Origin of the sequence: Enterobacter sp. 03-F-07-AD-ECC (assembly GCF_047530935.1) — a bacterium.
Lineage (GTDB): Bacteria > Pseudomonadota > Gammaproteobacteria > Enterobacterales > Enterobacteriaceae > Enterobacter > Enterobacter cloacae.
On the sequence record NZ_JBLKBZ010000008.1, the window covers coordinates 185781 to 209131 of the forward strand.

The window sequence follows — 23351 nt, forward strand, 5'->3', positions numbered from 1 at the left end:
GGCTATTCCGTTGGCAGACTTTTGCTCAGGCGTTCCACGACCCTGACCAGCTCTGCCACGGAGCGCACCTGCATCTTCTCCATCACGCGGCGGCGATGGACTTTCACCGTGATTTCGCTCACCCCAAGCTCGGCGGCGATCTGCTTGTTCAGCAGGCCGCTTATCGCCAGCTGGAGCACTTCATGTTCGCGTGGGGTAAGAGACATATGGCGCTGCTTCAGGGCGTAATGCTCTTTGTTACGCACGGCGTTGTTTTCCGCCAGCCGGAGCGCGGATTCAATGGCGTCGATAAGCGCGGCGGATTCAACCGGTTTGGTCAGAAACTCGTAGGCCCCGCCTTTGATGGCGCGAACTGACATCGGGATGGTGCCGTGGCCGGTGAGGAAAATAATCGGGATCTCACGCCCGCTGTCCCTGAGGGCATCAGCCACCTCAAAACCGGAGATGGTGGGCATTTGCATATCGAGGATCACGCACGAAGGCAGATCCTCGAAGCGGTGCTGAAGAAATGCTTCTGCCGATGAAAAGCCGATAGCGTTCAGGTCTGCCGATTCCAGTAGCCCGGTCACGGACTGCCTGACGGCGTCATCGTCATCAACCACATACACAATGTGTTCCATTCACCGCCCCGGTGCTGATTTAAATGTCGAGGATGCAAACCGTCCCTTCGGTTACGTAAGAGACTGTTTATGCTGACTTTCATCTTAACACATTAAATATCATTATCATTTAACAATATGATAACCATATGAAGTATAGCGAGCCGGAGCAGGGGCGGTGAAGGAACGAAACGCTGTTTTTATGCACCGACAAGCTCAATGCGATTGCCGTCCGGGTCCGCAATTACCGCTTCATAGAAGCCGTCCCCGGTCATCCGTGGGGCGCTAAGCAGCGTGCCGTTTGCCCTGGCCTGTGCCGCCATGCTGTCCACCTGTGCTTTTCCGCCGACGTTGATGGCGATATGCGCCCAGCCGATAAATTCCGGGTGGGCAGGCGCGTCGGGCAGGTCCGGAATGGTCATCAGCTCAATCGTCGGCCCCTCGTCCAGGGTAATAAAATGGGACTCAAAACCCGGACGATTTTTACTGACGTAGCGTGCGTTGCTGCGGCCATTAAACACCGTTTCCCAGAACTGAACCTGGGCGTTAAGGCTGCGGGTCCAGAGTGCGACATGTGCAATATTCATTGTAACCCTCGTTGTTTGTGTTGCGCGGTTATGCAACATTATGCGCATTGATACTCGATTAGAATTTTTAAAGGACTTTCAATGCTCGATTATGCAGCTTTTCCTGAACAGCGACAAGCGCGGATCCGCCAGATCCTTCAGAAGAGCGGAAGGGTGGTCTGTACCGAGCTGGCGAGCCAGATGAACGTATCCGAGCACACTATTCGCCGTGATTTACATGAACTTAGCAAAGAGGGCTATTGCAAAAAGGTCTACGGCGGCGCGGTGCTTCAGCTTCCGGATGCGGGTAATTTTTTAAGCCGCGAGCAGAAAATAAGTGCAGAAAAGCACACAATCGCGCAGAAAGCAGCAACGCTGGTTCAGGCGGGCGGGTGCATTTTTATTGACGCGGGGACAACAAACCTGGCGCTGGCGAAAGCGCTCCCGGCGGATCTCAACGTCACGGTGGTGACCAACTCCCCGGCCATCGCCACGGAACTGCTGCGCCATCCCCTGTGCGAGGTGATCATCACCGGCGGGCAGATCCAGCGGGCATCCGGCGGGTCGGTGGGCGCCACGGCCGCGGGTCAGATCCAGGGCATTATCTTCGATCAGGCCTTTATTGGCGGCTGCGCGATGGATCCGCAGATGGGGCTCACCGGCTTTGACTTTGCCGACTGCGAATTCAAAAAGGCGGTTATCGCCCAGAGCAACCAGACCATCGTGGCTCTGACGGCAGACAAACTTCCCGGCGTGGCGCGCTTTGTGGTGGCGACGTGCCAGGACATTGATGTGCTGGTGGTAGAAGAGGCGCTGGAACAGGGCGTTGTCGACGCGTTTGCAGCCCAGGACATTCGCATTGTGTGCGCCTGAGGACTTTCACGGGTAAAACAGGCTACACTCTGGTTTTGAGCGCTAAATGCTGAGGACATAACAATGCACTACACACTGAAAGACGGCGATAAGGATAAAGCGGAAGGGACACAGAGCGCACTGCAGCAGAAGCTGCTGGAATCCCGCTCGATTGTTATCTCCGGTGAAATCAACCAGGCGCTGGCAGAGAAAGTCATCACCCAGCTGATCCTGCTGCAAAGCGTGAGCAACGATCCGATCAAACTGTACATCAACAGCCAGGGCGGTCACGTGGAAGCCGGTGATACCATTCACGACTTCATCAAGTTCATCCGACCGGATGTACACGTGATCGGTACCGGCTGGGTGGCAAGCGCCGGGATCACCATCTTCCTGGCGGCGAAAAAAGAGCATCGCTACTCGCTGCCAAACACCCGCTTTATGATCCACCAGCCGCTGGGCGGCGTGCGCGGTCAGGCGACGGATATTGAGATTGAAGCGCGCGAGATCATCCGCATGCTGGACCGGGTAAACAAACTGATCGCCGACGCCACCGGCCAGCCGCTGGAAAAAGTGAAAAAAGACACCGACCGCAACTTCTGGATGTCTCCGGCCGAAGCGCTGGATTACGGCATTGTGGGTAAACTGATTACCCATTATGACGATCTGAAGCTGGATTAAGTTTTTAACGCCGTGTACGTGTCGGGTGGCGGCTACGCCTTACCCGACCTACGCGTGCTGGTTTGACCCATGACAAGTTCCCCCTCTGCCTTCTTGCCTATAATCGCGCCTGTTTCCCCTCTCACTGGTGCTATCCATGGCGTATCAACTGAACCTGAACTGGCCGGAATTTCTTGAGAAATACTGGCAAAAAAAACCCGTTGTGCTGAAAAATGCCTTCCCGAATTTTGTCGACCCGATTACCCCGGACGAGCTGGCAGGCCTGGCGATGGAGCCGGAGGTCGATAGCCGTCTGGTGAGCCATTTCAACGGCAAATGGCAGGCCAGCAATGGTCCGTTTGAGCACTTTGACGGCCTGGGCGAAACCGGCTGGTCGCTGCTGGCGCAGGCGGTGAACCACTGGCACATGCCGGCGGCGGAGCTGGTGCGCCCGTTCCGCGTGCTGCCGGACTGGCGTCTGGATGACCTCATGATCTCCTTCTCCGTGCCGGGCGGCGGCGTGGGCCCGCATATCGATCAGTACGATGTGTTCATCATTCAGGGGATGGGCAGCCGTCGCTGGCGCGTGGGTGACAAGCTGCCGATGCGTCAGTTCTGCCCACATCCGGCGCTGCTGCACGTGGATCCGTTTGAACCGATCATCGACGAAGATCTGGCGCCCGGCGATATTCTCTACATTCCACCAGGATTCCCGCACGACGGCTTCACCCATGAAACCGCGCTGAACTACTCAGTGGGTTTCCGGGGGCCAAACGGCCGCGATCTGATCAGCAGCTTTGCCGATTACGCGCTGGAAAACGATCTGGGTGGGGAGCATTACAGCGATCCGGATCTGACCTGCCGCGAACACCCTGGGCGCATTGAGCAGTACGAGCTCGATCGCATTCGCCAGATGATGATCGACATGATCGGTAAGCCGGATGATTTCACAAAATGGTTCGGTAGCTTTGTCTCCACGCCGCGTCACGAGCTGGATATCGCCGCCGCCGAGCCGCCGTATGCGCCCGAGGAGGTGCTGGACGCGCTGCAGGGCGGCGAGAGATTGTCTCGCCTGAGCGGCCTGCGCGTGCTGAATATCAACGGCAGTTTCTTTATCAACAGTGAACAGCTCGAGACAGTCGACGCGAAGGCGGCGGACGCGCTGTGCCGCTACACTGAGCTGGGCCAGGCCGAGCTGGGCGATGCGCTGAACAACCCGGCGTTTGTCGAGGAGCTCACCGGGCTGATTAACCAGGGGTACTGGTACTTCGACGAGTAGTGCTGTACGGTTTTCTCCCTCTCCCTGTGGGAGAGGGCCGGGGTGAGGGCATCAGGCCGCACTAGCCCTCCTCCATCGCAATCACAATCGCTTCACCCATCTTCTTCAATGCCTCGCGATGCTTATCAGTTGGCGGTAATGCCACGTTAATCCGCAGGCAGTTGCGGTACTTCCCGGAGGCGGAAAACAGCGACCCGGCCGCCGCCTGGATCTTCAACCGGCACAGCTGCTTGCTGACGCACACCATGTCGACCTTCTCCGGTAGCTCCACCCACAGCAAAAAACTGCCCTGCGGGCGCGTCACGCATATGTCTGCCGGAAAATATTGCCGTACCCAGCAGGTATAGGTTTCCATATTCTGCTGATAAATCTGGCGCATACGGCGCACGTGGCGATGATAATGGCCGTCGCGGATAAACGCCGCCACCGCCATCTGCGTGCCCGGCACGTTAAACCCGCCCGCGGCGTATTTCATGTGCATCACCCGGTCGTAGTAGCGTCCCGGCACAATCCAGCCGACGCGTAACCCTGGCGCCACGGTTTTGGTAAACGAACTGCAGAGGATCACGCGGCCATCAATATCCATGGAGTGAATGGTCCGCGGGCGCGGGTATTCCGCCGCCAGCTCGCCGTAGATATCATCCTCGACGATCACGATATCGTGCCGCTGGGCCAGGGCCAGCACCTGCTTCTTACGCGACTCCGGCATGATAAACCCAAGCGGATTATTGCAGTTGGGCACCAGGATGACTGCTTTGATGGGCCATTGCTCCAGCGCCAGCTCTAATGCCTCAATGCTGATCCCGGTTTGCGAATCGGTCGGAATTTCTATCGCCTTGATGTCAAACCCGCGCAGCATCTGCATGGTGCCGTGGAACGACGGCGACTCCACCGCCACAATGTCTCCTGGTTTACAGACCGACAGCAGGGCGATGGAGAGCGCGCCGTGGCAGCCGTTGGTGATCACAATCTCGTTCGCCGCCACGGTGGAGCCCCCGTCGAGCATCAGCCGGGCGATCTGCTCGCGCAGCTCAAGGCGCCCGTCGAGTACGTCATAGCTCAGCATTTCGGCGGGGTTGTGCTGTGCGATGCGGCTCATCTCACGCCACAGGGGCTTCAGGCTCGGCTGGTTAACGTCTGGCGAACCGCCGCCAAAGGAGATCATCTCTTTGTCGGCGCGGGCATCCAGCAGCATCATCACCTCATCCCACTGGGTGACGTCCACCGGGCGCTGCACCGGGCGCGTCATGGCCGGCACCGGCGGTTGGGCCTTGCGCTTAGACACAAAATAGCCGGAGCGCGGCTGGGGAGTGATGAGCTGCAGGTTTTCGAGGATCTGATAGGCCTGCTGTATGGTGCTGATGCTCACGCCGTGCTCCTGGCTCAGCGCGCGTACCGACGGCAGACGTTCACCGCTGCGATACAGCCCTTGTTCAATGCGTTCTGCCAGTAGATTGGCCAGATGTTGGTAGCGCGTCATGCTGTATCCTTTGTTGTCACCATACAGATTACAAAACCAGTACAGATTGCCGCAAAAAACGGCATGTAGATACCGTTTTAGCGGATCTGTATGTTAAACAAAAGTTGTTTTTGAGTCTGTATTGCTAAAGCCGTTTTCCACGATCATAGCCCCACTGACACGGTGAGGAGAGCATCATGGAATTCTATGAGAATCGTTCAAAACGTCCGTTTATTGTCTTCGTCTGGATCGGCAAAACGATCTGCAACTGGTATCGCATCAACCGTACCCGCCGCATTCTGAGCCAGATGAGCGATGAGCAGCTCAAGGACGTTGGATTGTCGCGGTATGATGTGTGAGACACGTCGCCGCCGGGTGGCGGCTGCGCCTTACCCGGCCTACTCGATCCCGTAGGCCCGGTAAGCGTAGCGCCACCGGGCGATGTTTAGCTCAACAGCGCAATCGTCTGCCGCTTCGGTCTTTCCAGCAAATCCACCGCCTCCTGATATGACCGCACGTTGTTATAGCCCATCACCAGCCCGTAACGTTTGCCCGACCCGCGATACCACTCTGAAAGGGCATTCACCTGCAGCTGCTGCGCTTGCCAGCAGCACGCCACCTCCCGATCGTTGCTGCCTTTCGCCAGAAACGCCACGATATGCATTCCGCCGTCGTTCTGCTCGGTGAAAAACAGATCGCCATATACCTCACGCAGGGCGGCAATCATCCACTCCCGGCGGGTCTGGTACAGCGCGCGCATCTTCTTAAGATGACGGAAAAAATGACCCTCGTTGAGAAAGGTGGTGAGGATTTTTTGCGTCAGTACCGGCTGGCCGCTGGCGACGATGTCCGCGCAGTCGGTAAATGCCTCAACCGTGCTGGCGGGCATCACGATGTAGCCCATGCGTAAGGAGGGCATAATGGTTTTACTGAAAGTGCCCATAAAGATCACCCGATCATGGCGATCGAGGCTTTTCAGCGACGGCAGCACCTTGCGGGTATAGTGAAATTCTCCGTCGTAATCATCTTCAATAATCCACGCCCCGTTCTGGCTCGCCCAGTCGAGAAGCTGCTGTTTACGCGGCAGAGAGAGCGTTACCGCCAGTGGGCTCTGGTGAGAGGGCGTCACGATAGCAAAACGGGCGTCGCGGTGATGATGCAACAGATACTCCGTGTCGATGCCGCAGCGATCGACCGGCACGGTGTGCAGACGTGGCACAATCCGCTTAAGCAGCTGCTGGCCCATAAAATAGCCCGGATCTTCAAACACCACTTTGTCGCTGCGGCTGGCGAGCGTATCGAGGATCAGGCGCAGACTGCCGCTGTAGCCGCTGGTGATCAGCACCTGTTCGGCGGTACACGAGAGCCCGCGGGAGATATTCAGATAGCGGGCGATGGCCTGGCGCAGGGGATACCAGCCCAGCACCGGCGGGTTGAGCATCTCTTCCGGGCGCATCGAGCGCGTCGCCTGGCCTGCCAGCAGTAACCATTTTTTATAGGGGAAGCTGTCGAGGGAGGGAATGCCGGGGCGCAGAAAACCCGCTCGTTCACGCTGGCTGATAAGCGATGCCGGGAGCGTACCGGTGGTGTGATCCGCTGGAGCCGGCGTCGCGGGTAGCAAGAGATCGGGATTGACCCGCGTGCCGCGCGCGCCCTGGCTCACCAGGTACCCTTCGCCGATTAAAATGGCATACGCCGTTTCGACGGTTTTGCGCGCCACCTTGAGCTCTTCGGCCAGTGCGCGAATGGCGGGCACCTTATCGCCAGGCTTCAGCACGCCGCGCGTAATGTTGTCGCGATAGCGGGTGTAAATGTCGTGATAGCCCGGCTTCATGTCCTACCTCATTTTATGATTTTTGTATCTTTTTACTATGTCATGACCCGCGTAGATTGTCCTCATCGCATGACACATACCGTGTAAATAAGAGGAAAGACAATGAGCACTCGCGTAAACCACCATAAAGTCACTCCAGCCCTTGCCAACGCGCTGTCCGCCCTGAGCATGGAAGTGGCGAAAACCTCCATCGACCCGGCGCTGAAGCACCTGATCGACATTCGCGTTTCCCAGCTGAACGGCTGTACCTTCTGTCTGGATATGCACTCCAAAGAGGCCAAAATTGCCGGGGAGCGCGAACTGCGCCTTTACCACCTGGCGGCCTGGCGCGAATCTCCGCTGTTCAGCGCTCGCGAGAAAGCGGCGCTGGCCTTCGCCGAAGCGTTGACCCAGATTGGCGTTCACGGGGTGAGCGACGCGCTGTACCGTAGCGTGGCGGAACACTTTTCTGACGTGGAGATTTCAGAGCTGAACTTCGCCATCGTGGCGATCAACGCCTGGAACCGTTTAGGCATTACCTCGCGCATGGCCCCCGGCTCGCTGGACGCAGCTTACGGACTGAACAAGGCTAACCTGGAATAATCCCGCGCTCGCGGATCATCGCCACCAGCGCCCGCAACCCCGGCGGGACGTGGCGATGGCCTGGATAGTAAAGACGCAGCCCGGCAAACGGCTGCGTCCAGTCGTTTAACACGCTCACCAGTTCCCCGCTTTTCAGCTCATCACGGATATAGAGTTCCGGTAAAAAGCCAATCCCCAGCCCTGCTTTGACCGCGCGGATCGAGGCAAAAAGATCGGATGTCGCAAAACGCGGCGGCACGGCCAGCGCATACTGGACTCCCCGACGGGCCAGCTCCCAGCGGTAGATCCCACCGTGGGCCATGCGCATCCCGATCCCCTGATGCAACAGCAGATCCTCCGGCGTTTGCGGGATACCGTGGCGGGCAAAATAGTCCGGTGTGGCGGTCACGAGCTGGCGGATCTCACCGGTCAGCGGTACGGCGATCATATCCTGCGGCACCGCCTCTTCAAGGCGGATCCCGGCGTCGTAGCCTTCGGCGACGATATCGATCATTCGCGCCTCGCTCACCGTTTCCACGCGCATTTTCGGGTAGCGGATCATAAAGTCGATCAGCAGCTGGTCCAGAAACAGGGAGCCAATATTGTTCGGCACGTTCAGGCGCAGGGTGCCTGCGGGTTCACCGGTGTCGCTGTGGATCTCTTCCCCGGCCTGACGAATTTCCTGCAGCGCCGGACCGATGCGCGCCACATAACGCTGCCCGGCGTCGGTGAGCGCCACGCTGCGGGTAGTGCGGTTAAAAAGACGCGTCTCGAGGCGGCTTTCCAGCCCGGCGATGGCGTTACTCACCGCCGTGGCAGACATGCCCAGCTCCTGGGCGGCACCGCGAAAGCTGCCGCGTCGTACCACCGCCATCACCACTTCCAGCTCTGTCAAACCTGAACGATGCATAGATTATCCTGAAAATCGAAACAACCCTTGCAGCATAGCGTGGATTATCGCAACGGAGTAGTCGTGCCAGACTGTGTCACACAGCCTGAGGAGGTTTATATGCACCACATCGAACAGATTTTTATCAATGGCGAATTTGTTACCCCGCACGGCACCGAGCGTTTTGATTTATACAACCCGGCGACGGCACAGGTCATAGGGCAGGTGCGTCTGGCAGATGAGGTCGACGCTGAACGCGCCATTGCGGCCGCCAAAGCGGCGTTTCCGGCGTGGTCGCAAACCACAAAACAGGAACGGATTGCTGCGTTAACGCGTATGCATGCCACTGTTGCCGCCCATCATGATCAGCTGCTGGAGGCGATAATCGAAGAGTACGGCGCACCGGCTGCGCGCTCGGCGTGGATGGCCAGTTATCCGGCCGATGTCATTGCCCAGGCGATTGAGGCCCTGGAAGGGTTTGAATTTTCATTTTCAGCGGGGGCGGCATCGGTGCAGATGACGCCGCTAGGCGTAGCGGGTCTGATCACGCCGTGGAACAGCGATGCGGGGTTTATCTGCGGCAAACTGGCGGCGACGCTCGCGGCGGGTTGCACGGCGGTGATCAAACCCAGCGAAATGAGCGCCCTGCAAACGCAGATTATCACCGAGGCGCTGCGTGATGCCGCATTGCCAGCGGGCGTGTTTAATATCATCACCGGGCGCGGCGAGACGGTGGGGGAGACCATTAGCCGCCACCCGGACGTGGCGAAAATCTCGTTTACGGGATCGACGAATACCGGCAAAGCGATCCTGCGTAACGCGGCGGAGGGTTTTAAGCGCGTCACGCTGGAGTTAGGCGGTAAATCGCCGACGATTTTGCTGGATGATGTCGATCTTGCACGGGCGATCCCGCTGGTGATTCAGGCCGGGTTTATGAACAGCGGGCAGGCGTGCGTGGCCGGCACGCGTATTCTGGTGCCGCAGTCGCGCAAGGCCGAGATGGAAATCGCCCTGGCGCAGGCGGTGGCGGCGGTGAAATCCGGCGACCCGCGCGAAAGCGCGACAGAGATTGGCCCAATGGTCAGCGAAAAGCAGTGGCTGCGGGTGCAGGGATATATTCGCAAAGGGCTCGACGAAGGCGCACGACTGTTGGCGGGCGGCGAAGGGCGACCGGACGGGACGCGGGACGGTTGGTTTGTGCGCCCGACGCTGTTTACTGATGTGAACAACCAGATGACCATCGCGCGTGAGGAAATTTTTGGCCCGGTGCTGTGCATTATTCCTTATCAGGACGAGGCGGAGGCTGTCGCGATTGCCAACGATACCGAGTACGGCCTGAGCGCGATGGTGCTGGGGCGTGATACCGTGCGTGCGCGTCGCGTGGCGCAGCAGATTGTTTCCGGGCGCGTGCTGGTAAACACCCTCGCGCATGAGCCAAAAGCCCCGTTTGGCGGGTTTAAACACTCCGGCGTGGGACGCGAGATGGGCGAATGGGGAATTGGGGCGTTTATGGAGCCGAAGTCGATTGTGGGTTAAACCCATTACGTGTTACTCACGCCCGGTTCGCGGGGCGTGAGTAACAGACTTAATCTGCAAACAATCTTTCGATGGTTTTAGTCGGCAGGAAGAGAGTATTTTCATTCTCTGCCTGAAGGGCGATAAACCCCAGTTTAAGGTAAAAGTTTTTGGCGCTGTCGTTCAGCGCTTCTACGAATATCCCGTGGATACCCACGGCAAAAGACGCCAGGTAGACCGTTTTCAGAGCATGGGTGACCAGCAACTCCCCCAATCCTTGCCCCTGGAAGCGTTTATCTATCGCCAGGCGGCCCAGCGTGACGCTGGGAACATTTTTGTAAGGCACTCGCTTCTGCTGGGTTTTAGAAGGAAGGTACGCCTTTTCAAAGCAGCTCCCGGACAGCGTGTAATAACCCAACACCCGCGGCTTTTCCCCGGATGCGACAAGAACGTAACCCCGCAAAAATTTCCCACGATGCTGGCGTTTCAGGTGTGCCGTCAGAAAGGTGTTTAGGCTCTCTTCTCCGCAATCGAAATGGCTTAGATCATACTCAACGTCATCTGAAAAAATCCCTATTTTCATGTTATTCACGTATCACTCCAGATCCTGGAGACGCCTGGCTGCTCGCTTCAGTCGTTCATTTGGTGTTGGCGGGTTACTGATCGCATCCATCACCTGGTTCCAGGATGCCTCGTTGAGGATCAGGCGGCGGTGCTGTTCAATCACTTCTGCTGCGCGTTCGGAGGCCGTACTTACCATGAATTGTGAAATTGACTGGTTCGTCATTGCCGCTGCTTCTTCGATCAGGCTTTTGTCGTCTTCGGTTAAGCGTAGATCGATACGCTGTTTCTTTAGTGCTGACATGATTCGCTCTTCATCGTTACCTGGGGTTAATGCCCCGGTTGCATAGTAATATTATGTACGGAATCTTACCGTACATAAATCATATGTCTGTCATCATCGGATTTCAACGGGAAATTGAGCGCAGCGCCATCCGGCACAACACTTCGCTCCATACCGAAGCATCCTTGTCATCTGTCCTGCATTCTCTTCACACCATCACAACGGAGAGACCTTCATGATCGCAGTCATTTTCGAAGCCAAAGCCGCGCCGGCGCATCAGGCGCGCTACCTGCAGCTCGCGGCCGAACTTAAACCCCTGCTGGCGGATATTGACGGTTTTATCGATATCGAACGTTTCCAGAGCCTGACCACCGACGGCAAAATTCTCTCGCTCTCCTGGTGGCGGGACGAAGAGGCTATCCGCAACTGGAAGCAGAACGTTTTTCATCAGGCCGCGCAGGCCGAGGGGCGGGAGTCGATTTTTACGTACTACCGCATTCGGGTGGCACAGCTGGTGCGGGAATACAGCACCGAAAACGGAGGGCACGCGGATGTATGATGTTCATGTGATTTTTAACGATACGCCGGGTGAACTGGCACGCTTTGGTCAGCTGTTGGGCAGTAAGGGGATTGGGCTGGAAGGCGGTGGTGTATTCGGCGTTGAGGCACATTTTCTGGTGGAAGACGGCGAAAAAGCCCGCCATGTTCTGCTTGAGGCCGGATTTAACCTGAAAGCGGTTCGTCGTCCCATCATCAGAAAACTGAGGCAGGAACGCCCCGGCGAACTGGGGGAGATAGCTGCCGCACTGGCGGCTCGCGGGGTGTCTATTCTTACCCAGTACAGCGACCACGCTAATCACCTTATTCTGCTGACGGATAATGATAAGCTGGCCGCAGCAATCACCGAACCCTGGGCAACCTATGTTAAAGACGAGCTTACCGCCAGATAACAGCGCAGCGCTGGAGCAGGCCATTGCCGCAGTAGCAGCCGCAATGGCCGATCCGTCGCGCGTGAAAATGCTTTGTGCGCTGATGGACGGGCGGGCGTGGACGGCCACCGAGCTGAGTGCGGCGGCGGATGTGGCGCCGTCTACCGCCAGCGGGCACCTTGCGCGGCTGCTGGACGGAAAGCTCATTACCTGCCTGTCGCAGGGGCGCCATCGCTATTATCGCCTGGCAGGGTATGACGTAGCGGAGCTGGTGGAGCAGATGATGGGGCTGTCGTGGCACCGCATTTCTCCACCGGAAACCAGCGCGCCAAAAGCCCTGCGTGAAGCCCGCACCTGCTACGACCATCTGGCGGGCGCGGTGGCGGTGCAGATCTACGATTTCATGCAGGCCGAAAGTTGGCTGGAGCCAGACGGTTCAGCATTGACGCTGTATGGCCGGGAGCAGTTTCTGAAACTCGGTATCCCGTTAAGCACCCATCCCCGGCGAAAGGCCTGTTGCGCCTGTCTGGACTGGAGCGAGCGGCGGTTTCATCTGGGCGGTGAAGCCGGTTCGGCGCTGCTCATGCATCTGGAAAGCAAGGGCTGGATCCAGCGGGTAGCGGGGTATCGGGAAGTGGTGCTTACGGCTTCAGGAAGGGCTGCCGTTAAGCGACTTTTTAGCCGCTAAACTCCGCTGCGGGCTGTGCCCTCACCCCAACCCTCTCCCTTAAGGGAGAGGGGGGGCCTCCGTGCAGGCATTATTTTATGGGGAACCCTCTCCCCGTGGGAGAGGGAGACATCGTTTCGCAATTCCTGCTCTTTCGCCTCTCGTTTCTTGATACTTACCCTGATAACTATTATCTTGACGACGTGTTTCGAGAGGTTCCCCCATGAGTGAAGAACAACTGTTTTGCCGCCGGCCGATGGGCATGCGGATGGCGATGATTGTTCGCCAGTGGCGCGCCGTTATTGACGACGCCATTCTCGATACCGGGTTAACCCAGTCGAGCTGGACGGTAATGATGCAGCTTCATCAACTGGGGAATAACGTCTCGGTGAGTGAGCTGGCGGAGGTGCAGGGCATTGAACTGCCGCCGCTGATGCGCACCCTGACACAGCTGGAAAAGCAGGGATACCTGCTGCGCACTGTATCGCCTTATGACAAGCGCATCCGGCTTCTGACGCTGACGCCTGAGGGAAAAGCCATCCTAAAAAGGCTCACCCAGGTGATTGAGACGTACCAGACACGCGTATCGCAAAACATCGCGCCTGAGCATATCGAAATTTTCAGCGCCACCTTGAATCAAATCGCCTGCAATTTGCGGACAATCCGCGAAGAAGATAACAAGACCGAAAAATAATGACTCCTGAACAAAAGTTTGCCCGCTGGGTAAGGGTGAGTATTGCCTCTTTCCTGCTGATGTTTGTCTACTTTGTCGTCGCCGATATCTGGATCCCGCTGACGCCGGACTCCACCGTCATGCGCGTGGTGACGCCGGTTTCTCCGCGCGTCTCCGGGTATGTGTCGGCTGTGCACGTACACAACAACAGCCAGGTGAAGCGGGGCGACCTGCTGTTTGAGCTGGATGACACGCCGTTTCGCAATAAAGTGGAAGCGGCGCAAATCGCGCTTGAGCAGGCACGCCTGTCCAATGAACAGCTGGACGCGCAGATCGCCGCCGCCCAGGCCAGCCTGAAAACCGCCGTGCTGACCGCGCGTAACGACAAAGTGACCTTTGACCGCTACCAGAAGCTGAGCACGTTACAGAACGTCTCGCAGGCGGATCTGGATAAGGTCCGTACCACCTGGCAGAGCAGCGAGCAGTCCGTGAGCTCGATTCAGGCGAACATCCATAACCTGCGCATCCAGCGCGGCGAGCGGGAAGAGCACCGCAACGTGACGCTGCAAAAATACCGTAACGCGCTTGATGAGGCGGAGCTCAACCTCGGCTGGACGAAGGTTTACGCCCAGGCGGACGGCACGGTCAGCAACCTGCAGTTGAGCCCCGGGTTTTATGCCTCGTCCGGCTCGGCGGCGCTGGCGCTGGTGAATAATAAGACCGATATTGTGGCCGATTTTCGTGAGAAGAGTCTGCGCCATACCCATCAGGGGACCGATGCCGCCGTGGTATTTGACGCTTTTCCAGGACAGGTTTTCCGCGCCCACGTGACCAGCAGCGATGCGGGGATCCTTGCCGGACAGGAGGCGGTGAGCGGCGAACTGTCCGCACCGGAAACCTCTAACCGTTGGGTGCGCGACGCCCAGCGAATGCGCATTCACGTGGCGCTGGATGAGACGCTGCCGAAACCGCTCCCGACCGGCGCTCGTGCCACCGTGCAGCTCTACAACAGCGAAGGGCCGTTTGCGCGCTTCTTCTCCGGGATGCAAATCCACCTGGTGAGCCTGCTCCACTATGTCTATTAGCACGCTGGCGCGGGTCTTTACCCCGCACGGCAACATCGTCTATACGGCCAATGACTTTCGCCAGACCCTGCGCATCGTCTTTGCCGGGATGATCGCGCTGAGTATTTCAAGTTTCTATAACACCAGCTACGGCGTGTTTTATGTGGTCTACCCCATCATGCTGCTGTCGCTGGTGCCGGTCTTTAACCGCCATGTGGCGAAGCAGTTTATCTTCAGCGCATCGCTAAACTGCGTCGAAATGGTGATTATTATCGGCTATCTGTCCCAGTGGCCGGTGATCATGACGCTGGTGGTTTTTGCACTGTATGTCATGCGTTTTCGCTTTATGAGTAAGGGGCCGCTGTTCCTGTTCGGGTCGATGGGCGTGGTGTGCCAGAGCGTGATGCTCAACTTTATGAGCTATCCCACCACCGACTGGCACACGCTGCTGTTTTCCAACATTGAAGCGAGTGTGATGGCTGTATGCCTGAGCGCGCTGATGAACTATCTCCTGCCGGACGTTGAGCCGCGCAAGCCGCCGCCGCTGATCGAGAAAGATGATGCCCGCGTGCGGCACGAGTCTCTGCTCTCCGGCACCGTTGCGACGATGATTTTTGTCATCTTCCAGATAAGCGATTTGAGCGATTCGCTTTCGGCGCTGATGGCCGGTGTGTTGATTCTGTTCCCGATGCACTATCGCGGCGCGGTGATGAGCTCTATCTGGCGCGTGGCTGGCGTGGTGCTGGGCTGTCTCTATATTCTGGTGGTGCAGCTTATCCTCTACGATCACAGCAGCCACATGCTACTGATGATGCCGCTTATCGGCCTCGGGCTGGCGTTTGGTGCGCGTCTGCATGTGATGGAGAAGGTGGGAGCCGGCGTTGGGTTTGCCAGCATCACCACCATCGGGATTATGTTCGGTCAGAACATGCACCCGGACAGCGACCTGGTGTTCAGCGATCTCTACCGCATCACCTCGGTGACCTTTTCTCTGGTGGCGACGCTGACGATGGTGTTTCTGGTGCACTTAATCCTCAATCGCTTTGAGGCGACGCGCTACGTCATTGCACCACCCAAAACGGAGTAATGCGCAAGCACGGCGGGCAGTTGCGAAAGTAAAAACAGGATCAGGCCAATCGTCCCGCCCACCAGGGTGCCGTTGACGCGGATAAACTGCAGATCTTTGCCGATATTAAGCTCGATCTGGCGGGACATATCTTTGGCGTCCCAGCTTTTTACCGTGTCGCTGATATGACGGGTGAGAAACGCCGCGAAATCCGGTGCCACGCGGTGTGCCGCCTGCTCGAGATGCTCATTGAGCGATGCCCGCAGGCTGTCGTCACCGAGCAGCGTTTCGCCGAACCACTGCCCGGCGTTGGCGATGCGCTGCTTCACGCGGGAATCCTCACGTTGCATATCCGCCTTCAGCCACTGGCGCAGGTCAGCCCACATCTCACCCAGATAGCGGTTAAACGCGTCGTCGTTCTTCAGGTAATGCTTGATGTTCTCTGCCTTTGCGGCCATCTCCGGATCGTTTTTCAGGTTGTCGATAAGCTTCAGCGTGGCGCGGTCGAACGCCTGGCGGATCTGGTGGGTGCGGTCATGACTGACGTCGTCCAGCAGGGTATTCACCGCGTTTGACACCATCTCCGCGCTTTGATCGCCCAGCCACTCGGTGGGCAGCACCATCGCCTTGCGCGGATGCTCGGTCTTAAGCCAGTGGACGATCTGGTCTGAAATAAATTCCCGCGTGCTATCGCGTTGAATCAGGGTGATCAGGCGGTTGATGATGGCGTCCAGCAGTACCTGATGGCGGTTGTTTTTGGTCATGCTCTCCAGCATCACTGCGCTGGTTTCGGTGAAATCGACCTTGTCGATGGCCTTATGCACCGCGCGTTTGAGCAGGCGCTGAATACGCCCGTCGTCGGTCAGCTCAAGAAAACCGCCCATCACCTGAATCAGATGCTGCCCGACACGCTGGGCATTGTCGGGCTTACTGAACCAGGTGCCAATCATCTGCGCCGGCTCATAGCGGCGGATCAGCGCCACCAGCGACTGGGTGTCGAGAAACTTCTCCTGCACGAACTGGCCGAGATTATCGCCAATCCGGTCTTTATTGCGCGGGATAATCGCCGTATGGCGCGAGATAAACGGAATGGGCACCCGGCGAAACAGCGCGACGACCGCAAACCAGTCCGCCAGCGCGCCAACCATCGCCGCCTCGGCAATGGCCTTCACGCCGCGCACCCAGAAGGTTTGCGGCAGAAACAGGGTGGTGATAAACGCCGCGACGGCAATCAGCAGCAGCGACAGCGCCAGCAGCTTGGCGCGTTTAAGTTCAGCGATTTTTTCCATGGGTTAAGGATAGAGGGAGACGGGGGGAAAGTGCAAAGACGGGAGCGTTACACCATCTTCGCTTCTGGAATCTGCCTTCCGAAATTAAACACCGCTTTTGCTTAATGGGTTTAATCCTTGCGCAGTTTGTATATGCTTTTTTGTATATACAATCAGGGAAGGGTACACTATGCCAACGGAGTATGAGTGGGATAGCGATAAGGCGAAAAGTAACCAGCAAAAACATGGCATACGCTTTGAGGATGCGGTTCTGGTTTTCGACGATCCTTATCATTTTTCTGTTCAGGATCGCTATGAGAACGGTGAGTTTCGCTGGCAAACCATCGGCCTTGTGCAAGGCGTCATTGTTATCCTGGTCGCACATACGGTACGTTTCGAAAGCGGAGGCGAAATTATTCGTATCATTAGCGCACGTAAGGCGGACCGTAAAGAGAGGAACCGTTATGAGCATCGTTAAACATAAACGAGGTAGTTCGCCTGAGGTTAGCGCTCGTCGTGACGCTGAGCTAAAAGCATTAGCTGAAAAACCAGAAGCAGAAATCGATTACAGCGATATTCCTGCCACGGACGATAAACAGTGGTCCGGGGCGGTGCGAGGGAAGTTCTATCGGCCACTTAAAACGCAGGCATCTGTACGCATTGACGCCGACGTGATGGAGTGGCTGAAACGGCCTGGAAAGGGTTACCAGACGCGGCTAAACGCCATATTGCGTGAAGCGATGCTGCGCGATCAAAACAAAAAATAGACCACGGGCAGCGTTGGGCTGCCCCTTATTTCAGCTTATCAGCTCCAGCAGTCGCCACAGTACCCACCCGCCAAACCCCATTAGTACAACCCCCGCCGCCCGCTCAATTAGCCACAGCGAACGGCTGAGCCTCTGTTGCACCGCGGGCAGCCCCATCAGTGATACCAGCGCCAGATCCCACACCAGCACTACCATCACCATCCAGACGCCGCAGGTCGCCTGCTGAAGCAGCGTGACGTTTGGCCCCAGTAGCGCCGTCATCAGCGCCAGATAGAACAGGGCGTTCTTTGGATTTAACAACGCCGAGCCGAGTCCCAGCAGGATCTGCTTACGCAGTGAAGGGAAGCGCTGGTGGGTTTCATTCAGCGCCAGTGCTTGCGGGCGGCTGCGCACCAGATGCGAACCGATCCACAGCAGATACAGCGCCCCGCAAAGCTCGATAAGGGTAAACAGCCACGTAAACTGGCGCAGCGCGCTCCAGCCAATAATCACCAGCAGGATATACAACCCGTTGCCCGCAGCGATGCCGAGGCACAGCCCGGCGCTGCCGCGGACCCGGTAGCGCGCCGCGTAGCCCACCAGCAGGAAGAAATCCGGGCCCGGGCTTAACAGGGCGACAAAATGCGCCAGCGCCAGAGCGAGAAAAGCGGAAGGGAATAACAGTTCCATAGCAACCTCTGTGTAAAAAACCGAGGTCAGACTACGGCGATGCAAACGCTATTTATTGTCCGATATTGATCGGCCCGTGGCGTACTGGCGCGGCGTGGCGGCGGTATAGCTCACAAAGGTCTTATGAAAATGGCTCTGATCGGCAAATCCGCTCTGGTAGCCGACATCGGCAATATCATCCCCGGCACGCAGCCGCGCTTTGGCGTATTCCACGCGGGAGATGTTGAGAAAGCTGCCCGGCGTCAGGCCAGTGTCCTGCCTGAAGGTGCGGATCAGCGTCTCTTTGCGCAGCGAGAAGCGGTGGGCAAGGTCGTCGAGTGACGGCGGGCTGGTTAAATCGGCAAGAAACGCCTGCTGAATGTGCTGGCTGGTTGAGCGTAATTCACCCGTGCGGCTGGCGCAGCGCGGAAGGGCAGAAATCAGCATGTTCAGGGAATTAGCCGACATGTTCTCAACAACGTTCTGGTAAAGAGCAAACAACGTGCTGTCGCGTATGACCTGTTCTGCCAGGGGATAATCCGTGTCGATATAGAGCATATGATAGCTGCGGGGCTGGCCCGAAACGGGGTTGCAGCTGTGCGGCACATGCGCCGGGATCACGATGAGATCGCCGGGGTGGAGGATGTACTGCGTGTCATTGCACCGGCAGCAGGTCTGGCCTTCCACTATCGCGCCAATCGAGAGTTGGGGGTGACAATGACGTTTATACGCCACGGTACTCTGCCACGTGCTGCGCAGCTCAAGGCCCGGAAGGCGGTTAAAGGTCTGGCGGATGTGTCGGGTATGGGTCATAGGCGCTCCTGTCAGGAATATTTTTATACCATGCCCTGGCCCTACTAAGAACCTTCCGGATATACCCAACTTTACGTCCATCACCCGTCATGTTGTCTACCCTTACTACCCTAAGCGGTAAAACATGGAGATTCGATATGGCTTATCAGACAGTAAATCCTGCCACCAACCAGCTCATCAAAGAATATCCCTCTCATACCGACGCGGATATCGAAGCGGCGCTGAAAGCGGCCGACGCCCTTTACCATTCGCAGTGGGCGAAAGGCGACATTGAACAGCGCCTGCCGGTGCTGCATAAGCTTGCTGACCTGATCGACGAACGCACCGAGGAGCTGGCTAAAATTGCCAGTCAGGAGATGGGTAAGCTCATCGAACAAAGCCGCGGTGAGGTGAAGCTATGCGCGCAAATCGCCCGCTACTATGCCGATAACGCGAAGCAGTTCCTGGCCCCGGTGAAGTACCCGTCTGAACTCGGAGAAGCGTGGGTGGAGCATCACCCCATCGGCGTGCTGATGGCCGTGGAACCGTGGAATTTCCCGTATTATCAGCTGATGCGTGTTCTGGCACCTAACCTGGCGGCGGGTAACCCGGTGCTGGCTAAACATGCCAGCATCGTGCCGCACTGTGCCGAAACCTTTGCTCATCTGGTGCGTGAGGCAGGGGCGCCGGAAGGGGCATGGACCAATCTCTTTATCTCGTCTGAGCAGGTGGCGAACATCATCGCTGACGACCGCGTACAGGGGGCCGCGCTAACCGGCTCTGAGAAAGCAGGCAGCGTGGTGGCCGCGCAGGCGGCGAAGCACATCAAGAAATCCACCCTTGAGCTGGGCGGTAACGACGTTTTCGTGGTGCTGGACGACGCGGATCTTGATAAAGCGGTGAAGACAGGCGTGAACGCGCGACTTAACAACGCCGGTCAGGTCTGTACCGCAGCGAAGCGCTTTATCCTGCATGAGAAAATTGCCGATGCCTTCCTGAGCAAATTCACCGACGCCTTTAAGCAGGTGAAAATTGGCGACCCGCTGGATGAAAGCACCACGCTTGGGCCACTGTCGTCTAAAGATGCGCTCGAAACGCTGACAAAACAGGTCAACGAGGCGGTGAAAAAGGGCGCGACGTTACACTATGGCGGTAAACCGGTGCAGCGCGACGGGAGCTTCTTTGAGCCGACGATCCTGACGAATATCTCCCGCGACAACCCGGCGTACTTCGAGGAGTTCTTCGGCCCGGTGGCGCAGATATATGTGGTGAAAAACGATGACGAGGCGGTCGCCCTGGCGAACGACTCTCACTACGGACTGGGCGGTGCGGTGTTCAGTCAGGATATTGAACGCGCGAAGAAAATGGCGTCACGGATTGAGACCGGCATGGTGTATATCAACTGGCTCACCGATACCGCGCCAGAGCTGCCGTTTGGCGGCGTGAAGCGCTCCGGTTACGGACGCGAGCTGTCGGATCTGGGGATCAAAGAGTTTGTGAACCAGAAGCTGGTGGTGGTGCGTAAGTAAGCAGCAATAAAAAACCTGCCAGTAGGCAGGTTTTTTAGAGATTATTGCACTTCAATTTTATCCCAGCCGCTTTTGAACATGCAGCTGTCTACGAGGGTCGCCCTGCGATCCTCATTGGCGTCTTCAACCGTGTAGCTCGTGGAAATATCCTTTTTCTTGTTCTTCAGATCCGTTTTTTCCGAGTCCGAACCGGTTACGACGTTATCCGGGGGCAGATCGATCAGCGCCTGCGCTTCACATTCCGTGAGCTTTTTGTTCATTTCAGCGTCGCTGACGCCCGGTTTCACCCATTTGTACTGGACGCAGCCGGTGAGCAGAAGCGTGAGGCTCAGAACGCAAAGCGCGGTAATGCGGTGTTTCATCAGAAGGTGACTCCACCGCCAACATACGCACCGTCAATCAGGGTGTGGCCTGGACGACCGTCTTTACCATCAACGCTCACGTGGCGGTAACCCACTTTCAGGGTCACAGGTGTAACTGGCGTCCAGCTTACGCCGCCGTTGGCTTCAACGTAGTTTTTCACGCTGTTGTTCATCCCTTCTGGTGCCACGTAGCCTTCACCATACAGATGAATGCTGTCGGTCAGGGCAACGTTTACGCCACCACCAATCGGGAACGCCACGCCGTTATCGCCTTTTTTCGGTCCGATATAGATAGCTTTTGCTCCGGCGTTCAGCATGACCGGGCCAAGACCCAGGTTATAACCCGCACCCACACCGCCGGTCTGCGTACCGTCATCGGTGTTTTTCAGCCAGTTGCTTTCCACATACAGACCGGATGAGGATTTACCCATCTCAAGATTGAGGTTGGTAAAGTTTTTACCCTGCTCAACGCTGCCACCCAGAGCGAGTGCAGAACCCGATACCGCAGTCAACGCAGTCAGCAGAAGGATATTCAGTTTTTTCATCTCATATGCCTCGTCATCAATTTAATCTGGGCGCACCTTAACAAGCGATGTTAATGACTGCAAATGTGATGAAAGTCGCCGTTTTATGCTGGTTTTGTTAATTTTTTAATTTGGTGGTGTTGCGAGAGTGTTGGGTTGCGAGGTCGTCAACGGGTAATGATTTGGCGTTTAGAAAGTGTTTATTTTTTTAGCTAAACATAATCTGAACGAGAGCAGAAAGAGTGGTTCGCAGCGAATTAATTGGGTTTCTAATAATTTCCAGAAATGTTTCCGCTGTTACAGATAACAACAGAGCTTTACATTTCTTTGGCGCTCCGGCCCGCGCAATGTTGCCATTCGATGTCATTTTCCTGACACGTTTCTTCTTTACGGTGTGAGCTTCACTTTATGGAAGCTAACAATATGAAAAGAAAAATTATTCCTGTGCTAATCGGTTGTGCGCTCTCTTTCTCTGCCCTCGCGGCGCAGCCTACGGCTGAGCGCTATGTCGTCAGTTTTCCAGAAGGCACACACGTGAACTACACCGGCGCGTTTGCCAGTGCATTCCCGAACGGGCTTCCGGTTGGGATTGGTTCTGGCCTGCTGTTCACCGGGAAACAGGGCGATGCCCTGACCTTCGCCACCATTACCGATCGCGGTCCGAACGCGGATTCACCGAAAGTGGGTAAAAACGAAGCCAAAATTTTCGTTACGCCAGATTTCGCGCCGCTGCTGATGACGATTCGTGTACAAAACGGCAAAGCGGAGGCCATTGATGCCCGTCCTCTCCATGACGATAAAGGCGCGATCAACGGTCTGCCGCTGGAAAGCGACGTGATTGGATCCACCAATGAAGTGGCCTTCAGCGACACGTTAAAGAGGCTGAAGGGGGATAATCGCGGGCTGGATACGGAAGGGATCACCCCGGACGGTAAAGGCGGTTACTGGCTGTGCGATGAGTATGGCCCGTTCCTGATTAACATCGACAGTAAAGGGAAAATCCTGGCGATCCACGGTCCGCAGGCGGCGGAAGGGGAAAAAGCAATTGCGGGCGGTTTGCCAAATATCCTCAAATGGCGTCAGGCGAACCGCGGCTTTGAAGGCCTCACCCGTATGCCGGACGGGCGTATTATTGCCGCCGTGCAAAGTACGCTGGATATCGACGGTAAGAGCAAGAAAAAGGCGCTGTTTACGCGTCTGGTGAGCTTTGACCCGGCAAGCGGGAAAACCGCGATGTACGGTTATCCCATCGACAGCGCGGCCTACAGCAAAAACAGCGACGCTAAAATCGGCGACATCGTGGCGCTCGATGACCAGCACATCCTGCTGATCGAACAGGGAAGTGATAAAAACGACGGAATGCGTAACCTGATTTACAAGGTCGATCTCAGTAAGGCGAGCGACCTGTCAGGTTTCGACAAGCCGGGCGAGTATCCGGAGTTTGATGATGAGAAAACCCTGGCACAGCGCGGCATTACCCTTGCGCAGAAAACACAGGTTGTTGATCTGCGCGCCCCGGGCTGGCAGCAGGAAAAGGCTGAAGGGCTGGCGCTGATCGACAGCAAAACGCTGGCGGTGGCGAACGATAACGACTTTGGCGTGAAGGTGGCGATGCAACATCCGGTCGAGGGCAAGAAGCTCAAGGATTATCGGGTGAACGCGGAAGGAAAGCTGACGCTGGATGATAAACCGGTTGAGACGACCCTCAGCGTGAAGCCGCTGGAGAAACCGGCGTCTGACAGTGAGTTGTGGATTGTGACGCTGCCGGAGGCGGTGAAATAAGTTTATCCCTCACCCTAACCCTCTCCCAAAGGGCTGAGGAATCCCCAGTAATTTTTTACCGAAAGCGATGAATGTTGTTTCAGGAAAATGAATGGCTTACAGCGACGCCCTGGTCCGGCTGTGAATCGCTGAGGCGTTTCCTGCAGGCCGGGGCGAGGCGCATGGATGCGCCGAGAGGGCGGCTTTACAGGGACGTTACATCCGCCCGTCCCCGATAAGCCG

At 57.0% G+C, this 23351-nt stretch carries 28 protein-coding genes; 16 read left to right on the forward strand and 12 right to left on the reverse strand.

Annotated features, from left to right (window positions below; all coding sequences use genetic code 11):
- Positions 1-2: 2 nt before the first annotated feature.
- Positions 3-620, reverse strand: coding sequence for a response regulator transcription factor (locus ACMWKA_RS14765; protein WP_023620669.1), 618 nt, complete (start codon positions 618-620; stop codon positions 3-5).
- 179 nt (positions 621-799) lie between these two features.
- Positions 800-1186, reverse strand: coding sequence for a VOC family protein (locus ACMWKA_RS14770; protein ID WP_029882203.1), 387 nt, complete (start codon positions 1184-1186; stop codon positions 800-802).
- 81 nt (positions 1187-1267) lie between these two features.
- Here ACMWKA_RS14770 and ACMWKA_RS14775 point away from each other — a divergent pair, with 81 nt between their 5' ends.
- The 3 genes from ACMWKA_RS14775 to ACMWKA_RS14785 all read left to right on the forward strand — a co-directional run bounded on the left by ACMWKA_RS14775 (position 1268) and on the right by ACMWKA_RS14785 (position 3956).
- Positions 1268-2038 (forward strand): DeoR/GlpR family DNA-binding transcription regulator, encoded by a 771-nt coding sequence (locus ACMWKA_RS14775; protein ID WP_013095418.1) that lies wholly within the window; start codon positions 1268-1270, stop codon positions 2036-2038.
- A gap of 63 nt (positions 2039-2101) precedes the next feature.
- Complete coding sequence (locus ACMWKA_RS14780; RefSeq protein WP_013095419.1) at positions 2102-2698, forward strand: ATP-dependent Clp protease proteolytic subunit; 597 nt, start codon at positions 2102-2104, stop codon at positions 2696-2698.
- A gap of 136 nt (positions 2699-2834) precedes the next feature.
- The gene (locus ACMWKA_RS14785; protein WP_013095420.1) at positions 2835-3956 is read left to right on the forward strand and encodes a cupin domain-containing protein; all 1122 of its coding nucleotides are present in this window, start codon (positions 2835-2837) and stop codon (positions 3954-3956) included.
- Positions 3957-4017: 61 nt separating this feature from the next.
- On the opposite strand, the gene ACMWKA_RS14790 is transcribed toward ACMWKA_RS14785, so the two are convergent.
- Positions 4018-5436 carry a PLP-dependent aminotransferase family protein gene (locus ACMWKA_RS14790; RefSeq protein ID WP_029882201.1) on the reverse strand — a complete coding sequence of 473 codons (1419 nt, stop codon included), beginning with the start codon at positions 5434-5436 and terminating at the stop codon, positions 4018-4020.
- Between the two features lie 176 nt (positions 5437-5612).
- Between ACMWKA_RS14790 and ACMWKA_RS14795 the strand changes: the two genes are divergently transcribed.
- Positions 5613-5774: a DUF1127 domain-containing protein gene (locus ACMWKA_RS14795; RefSeq protein WP_013095422.1), complete on the forward strand. Its 162-nt coding sequence runs from the start codon at positions 5613-5615 to the stop codon at positions 5772-5774.
- Between the two features lie 86 nt (positions 5775-5860).
- On the opposite strand, the gene ACMWKA_RS14800 is transcribed toward ACMWKA_RS14795, so the two are convergent.
- Positions 5861-7249: a PLP-dependent aminotransferase family protein gene (locus ACMWKA_RS14800; protein ID WP_414760379.1), complete on the reverse strand. Its 1389-nt coding sequence runs from the start codon at positions 7247-7249 to the stop codon at positions 5861-5863.
- Between the two features lie 102 nt (positions 7250-7351).
- On the opposite strand from ACMWKA_RS14800, the gene ACMWKA_RS14805 reads away from it, so the two are divergent.
- Positions 7352-7831 carry a carboxymuconolactone decarboxylase family protein gene (locus ACMWKA_RS14805; protein WP_013095424.1) on the forward strand — a complete coding sequence of 160 codons (480 nt, stop codon included), beginning with the start codon at positions 7352-7354 and terminating at the stop codon, positions 7829-7831.
- On the opposite strand, the gene ACMWKA_RS14810 is transcribed toward ACMWKA_RS14805, so the two are convergent.
- On the reverse strand, positions 7818-8720 hold the full coding sequence (locus ACMWKA_RS14810; RefSeq protein ID WP_023620661.1) for a LysR family transcriptional regulator: 903 nt from the start codon (positions 8718-8720) through the stop codon (positions 7818-7820). The two genes, ACMWKA_RS14805 and ACMWKA_RS14810, sit on opposite strands and share 14 nt — an antisense overlap.
- Before the next feature lie 99 nt (positions 8721-8819).
- Between ACMWKA_RS14810 and ACMWKA_RS14815 the strand changes: the two genes are divergently transcribed.
- Complete coding sequence (locus tag ACMWKA_RS14815) at positions 8820-10235, forward strand: aldehyde dehydrogenase family protein (RefSeq protein ID WP_414760380.1); 1416 nt, start codon at positions 8820-8822, stop codon at positions 10233-10235.
- A gap of 49 nt (positions 10236-10284) precedes the next feature.
- Here ACMWKA_RS14815 and ACMWKA_RS14820 read toward each other — a convergent pair whose 3' ends face one another.
- Positions 10285-10797: a GNAT family N-acetyltransferase gene (locus ACMWKA_RS14820; protein WP_201745556.1), complete on the reverse strand. Its 513-nt coding sequence runs from the start codon at positions 10795-10797 to the stop codon at positions 10285-10287.
- Positions 10798-10809: 12 nt separating this feature from the next.
- Positions 10810-11079 (reverse strand): DUF1778 domain-containing protein, encoded by a 270-nt coding sequence (locus ACMWKA_RS14825; RefSeq protein WP_013095428.1) that lies wholly within the window; start codon positions 11077-11079, stop codon positions 10810-10812.
- A 214-nt stretch (positions 11080-11293) separates the two neighbouring features.
- Here ACMWKA_RS14825 and ACMWKA_RS14830 point away from each other — a divergent pair, with 214 nt between their 5' ends.
- The 6 genes from ACMWKA_RS14830 to ACMWKA_RS14855 all read left to right on the forward strand — a co-directional run bounded on the left by ACMWKA_RS14830 (position 11294) and on the right by ACMWKA_RS14855 (position 15478).
- Positions 11294-11617 (forward strand): antibiotic biosynthesis monooxygenase family protein, encoded by a 324-nt coding sequence (locus tag ACMWKA_RS14830; protein ID WP_045295459.1) that lies wholly within the window; start codon positions 11294-11296, stop codon positions 11615-11617.
- The gene (locus ACMWKA_RS14835) at positions 11610-12008 is read left to right on the forward strand and encodes a hypothetical protein (protein ID WP_029882197.1); all 399 of its coding nucleotides are present in this window, start codon (positions 11610-11612) and stop codon (positions 12006-12008) included. The genes ACMWKA_RS14830 and ACMWKA_RS14835 overlap by 8 nt, the downstream gene beginning before the upstream one ends.
- Complete coding sequence (locus tag ACMWKA_RS14840; RefSeq protein ID WP_414760381.1) at positions 11980-12675, forward strand: ArsR/SmtB family transcription factor; 696 nt, start codon at positions 11980-11982, stop codon at positions 12673-12675. The genes ACMWKA_RS14835 and ACMWKA_RS14840 overlap by 29 nt, the downstream gene beginning before the upstream one ends.
- Positions 12676-12877: 202 nt before the next feature.
- Positions 12878-13348 carry a MarR family winged helix-turn-helix transcriptional regulator gene (locus tag ACMWKA_RS14845; RefSeq protein WP_414760382.1) on the forward strand — a complete coding sequence of 157 codons (471 nt, stop codon included), beginning with the start codon at positions 12878-12880 and terminating at the stop codon, positions 13346-13348.
- The gene (locus ACMWKA_RS14850; RefSeq protein ID WP_102751726.1) at positions 13345-14412 is read left to right on the forward strand and encodes an HlyD family secretion protein; all 1068 of its coding nucleotides are present in this window, start codon (positions 13345-13347) and stop codon (positions 14410-14412) included. The genes ACMWKA_RS14845 and ACMWKA_RS14850 overlap by 4 nt, the downstream gene beginning before the upstream one ends.
- Positions 14402-15478 (forward strand): DUF2955 domain-containing protein, encoded by a 1077-nt coding sequence (locus ACMWKA_RS14855; protein ID WP_013095434.1) that lies wholly within the window; start codon positions 14402-14404, stop codon positions 15476-15478. Before ACMWKA_RS14850 ends, ACMWKA_RS14855 begins: the two co-directional genes overlap by 11 nt.
- On the opposite strand, the gene ACMWKA_RS14860 is transcribed toward ACMWKA_RS14855, so the two are convergent.
- Positions 15448-16746, reverse strand: coding sequence for a DUF445 domain-containing protein (locus tag ACMWKA_RS14860; protein ID WP_013095435.1), 1299 nt, complete (start codon positions 16744-16746; stop codon positions 15448-15450). The two genes, ACMWKA_RS14855 and ACMWKA_RS14860, sit on opposite strands and share 31 nt — an antisense overlap.
- Before the next feature lie 169 nt (positions 16747-16915).
- On the opposite strand from ACMWKA_RS14860, the gene ACMWKA_RS14865 reads away from it, so the two are divergent.
- Together ACMWKA_RS14865 and ACMWKA_RS14870 are read left to right on the forward strand one after the other, a co-directional pair.
- The gene (locus ACMWKA_RS14865) at positions 16916-17203 is read left to right on the forward strand and encodes a BrnT family toxin (protein ID WP_061772027.1); all 288 of its coding nucleotides are present in this window, start codon (positions 16916-16918) and stop codon (positions 17201-17203) included.
- Positions 17190-17492 (forward strand): BrnA antitoxin family protein, encoded by a 303-nt coding sequence (locus tag ACMWKA_RS14870; RefSeq protein WP_023620649.1) that lies wholly within the window; start codon positions 17190-17192, stop codon positions 17490-17492. The genes ACMWKA_RS14865 and ACMWKA_RS14870 overlap by 14 nt, the downstream gene beginning before the upstream one ends.
- Before the next feature lie 30 nt (positions 17493-17522).
- On the opposite strand, the gene ACMWKA_RS14875 is transcribed toward ACMWKA_RS14870, so the two are convergent.
- Together ACMWKA_RS14875 and ACMWKA_RS14880 are read right to left on the reverse strand one after the other, a co-directional pair.
- Positions 17523-18161: a LysE family translocator gene (locus tag ACMWKA_RS14875; RefSeq protein ID WP_038418626.1), complete on the reverse strand. Its 639-nt coding sequence runs from the start codon at positions 18159-18161 to the stop codon at positions 17523-17525.
- Between the two features lie 48 nt (positions 18162-18209).
- Positions 18210-18953, reverse strand: coding sequence for a helix-turn-helix transcriptional regulator (locus tag ACMWKA_RS14880; RefSeq protein WP_061772028.1), 744 nt, complete (start codon positions 18951-18953; stop codon positions 18210-18212).
- Positions 18954-19090: 137 nt separating this feature from the next.
- Here ACMWKA_RS14880 and ACMWKA_RS14885 point away from each other — a divergent pair, with 137 nt between their 5' ends.
- Positions 19091-20461, forward strand: a complete 1371-nt coding sequence (locus ACMWKA_RS14885; RefSeq protein WP_013095438.1) for an NAD-dependent succinate-semialdehyde dehydrogenase — start codon at positions 19091-19093, stop codon at positions 20459-20461.
- Between the two features lie 41 nt (positions 20462-20502).
- On the opposite strand, the gene ACMWKA_RS14890 is transcribed toward ACMWKA_RS14885, so the two are convergent.
- Positions 20503-20823, reverse strand: a complete 321-nt coding sequence (locus ACMWKA_RS14890; protein WP_013095439.1) for a hypothetical protein — start codon at positions 20821-20823, stop codon at positions 20503-20505.
- The gene (locus ACMWKA_RS14895; RefSeq protein WP_013095440.1) at positions 20823-21368 is read right to left on the reverse strand and encodes a YfaZ family outer membrane protein; all 546 of its coding nucleotides are present in this window, start codon (positions 21366-21368) and stop codon (positions 20823-20825) included. The genes ACMWKA_RS14890 and ACMWKA_RS14895 overlap by 1 nt, the downstream gene beginning before the upstream one ends.
- Before the next feature lie 402 nt (positions 21369-21770).
- Between ACMWKA_RS14895 and ACMWKA_RS14900 the strand changes: the two genes are divergently transcribed.
- Positions 21771-23129, forward strand: a complete 1359-nt coding sequence (locus tag ACMWKA_RS14900) for an esterase-like activity of phytase family protein (protein WP_414760383.1) — start codon at positions 21771-21773, stop codon at positions 23127-23129.
- Positions 23130-23351 lie beyond the last annotated feature (222 nt).

What these genes read in the sequence shown, in the direction of transcription:
- ACMWKA_RS14765 (WP_023620669.1), bottom strand. Translation starts at nt 620, where the DNA reads ATGGAACACATTGTGTATGTGGTTGATGACGATGACGCCGTCAGGCAG.
- ACMWKA_RS14770 (WP_029882203.1), bottom strand. Translation starts at nt 1,186, where the DNA reads ATGAATATTGCACATGTCGCACTCTGGACCCGCAGCCTTAACGCCCAG.
- ACMWKA_RS14775 (WP_013095418.1), top strand. Translation starts at nt 1,268, where the DNA reads ATGCTCGATTATGCAGCTTTTCCTGAACAGCGACAAGCGCGGATCCGC.
- ACMWKA_RS14780 (WP_013095419.1), top strand. Translation starts at nt 2,102, where the DNA reads ATGCACTACACACTGAAAGACGGCGATAAGGATAAAGCGGAAGGGACA.
- ACMWKA_RS14785 (WP_013095420.1), top strand. Translation starts at nt 2,835, where the DNA reads ATGGCGTATCAACTGAACCTGAACTGGCCGGAATTTCTTGAGAAATAC.
- ACMWKA_RS14790 (WP_029882201.1), bottom strand. Translation starts at nt 5,436, where the DNA reads ATGACGCGCTACCAACATCTGGCCAATCTACTGGCAGAACGCATTGAA.
- ACMWKA_RS14795 (WP_013095422.1), top strand. Translation starts at nt 5,613, where the DNA reads ATGGAATTCTATGAGAATCGTTCAAAACGTCCGTTTATTGTCTTCGTC.
- ACMWKA_RS14800 (WP_414760379.1), bottom strand. Translation starts at nt 7,249, where the DNA reads ATGAAGCCGGGCTATCACGACATTTACACCCGCTATCGCGACAACATT.
- ACMWKA_RS14805 (WP_013095424.1), top strand. Translation starts at nt 7,352, where the DNA reads ATGAGCACTCGCGTAAACCACCATAAAGTCACTCCAGCCCTTGCCAAC.
- ACMWKA_RS14810 (WP_023620661.1), bottom strand. Translation starts at nt 8,720, where the DNA reads ATGCATCGTTCAGGTTTGACAGAGCTGGAAGTGGTGATGGCGGTGGTA.
- ACMWKA_RS14815 (WP_414760380.1), top strand. Translation starts at nt 8,820, where the DNA reads ATGCACCACATCGAACAGATTTTTATCAATGGCGAATTTGTTACCCCG.
- ACMWKA_RS14820 (WP_201745556.1), bottom strand. Translation starts at nt 10,797, where the DNA reads ATGAAAATAGGGATTTTTTCAGATGACGTTGAGTATGATCTAAGCCAT.
- ACMWKA_RS14825 (WP_013095428.1), bottom strand. Translation starts at nt 11,079, where the DNA reads ATGTCAGCACTAAAGAAACAGCGTATCGATCTACGCTTAACCGAAGAC.
- ACMWKA_RS14830 (WP_045295459.1), top strand. Translation starts at nt 11,294, where the DNA reads ATGATCGCAGTCATTTTCGAAGCCAAAGCCGCGCCGGCGCATCAGGCG.
- ACMWKA_RS14835 (WP_029882197.1), top strand. Translation starts at nt 11,610, where the DNA reads ATGTATGATGTTCATGTGATTTTTAACGATACGCCGGGTGAACTGGCA.
- ACMWKA_RS14840 (WP_414760381.1), top strand. Translation starts at nt 11,980, where the DNA reads ATGTTAAAGACGAGCTTACCGCCAGATAACAGCGCAGCGCTGGAGCAG.
- ACMWKA_RS14845 (WP_414760382.1), top strand. Translation starts at nt 12,878, where the DNA reads ATGAGTGAAGAACAACTGTTTTGCCGCCGGCCGATGGGCATGCGGATG.
- ACMWKA_RS14855 (WP_013095434.1), top strand. Translation starts at nt 14,402, where the DNA reads ATGTCTATTAGCACGCTGGCGCGGGTCTTTACCCCGCACGGCAACATC.
- ACMWKA_RS14860 (WP_013095435.1), bottom strand. Translation starts at nt 16,746, where the DNA reads ATGGAAAAAATCGCTGAACTTAAACGCGCCAAGCTGCTGGCGCTGTCG.
- ACMWKA_RS14865 (WP_061772027.1), top strand. Translation starts at nt 16,916, where the DNA reads ATGCCAACGGAGTATGAGTGGGATAGCGATAAGGCGAAAAGTAACCAG.
- ACMWKA_RS14870 (WP_023620649.1), top strand. Translation starts at nt 17,190, where the DNA reads ATGAGCATCGTTAAACATAAACGAGGTAGTTCGCCTGAGGTTAGCGCT.
- ACMWKA_RS14875 (WP_038418626.1), bottom strand. Translation starts at nt 18,161, where the DNA reads ATGGAACTGTTATTCCCTTCCGCTTTTCTCGCTCTGGCGCTGGCGCAT.
- ACMWKA_RS14880 (WP_061772028.1), bottom strand. Translation starts at nt 18,953, where the DNA reads ATGACCCATACCCGACACATCCGCCAGACCTTTAACCGCCTTCCGGGC.
- ACMWKA_RS14885 (WP_013095438.1), top strand. Translation starts at nt 19,091, where the DNA reads ATGGCTTATCAGACAGTAAATCCTGCCACCAACCAGCTCATCAAAGAA.
- ACMWKA_RS14890 (WP_013095439.1), bottom strand. Translation starts at nt 20,823, where the DNA reads ATGAAACACCGCATTACCGCGCTTTGCGTTCTGAGCCTCACGCTTCTG.
- ACMWKA_RS14895 (WP_013095440.1), bottom strand. Translation starts at nt 21,368, where the DNA reads ATGAAAAAACTGAATATCCTTCTGCTGACTGCGTTGACTGCGGTATCG.
- ACMWKA_RS14900 (WP_414760383.1), top strand. Translation starts at nt 21,771, where the DNA reads ATGAAAAGAAAAATTATTCCTGTGCTAATCGGTTGTGCGCTCTCTTTC.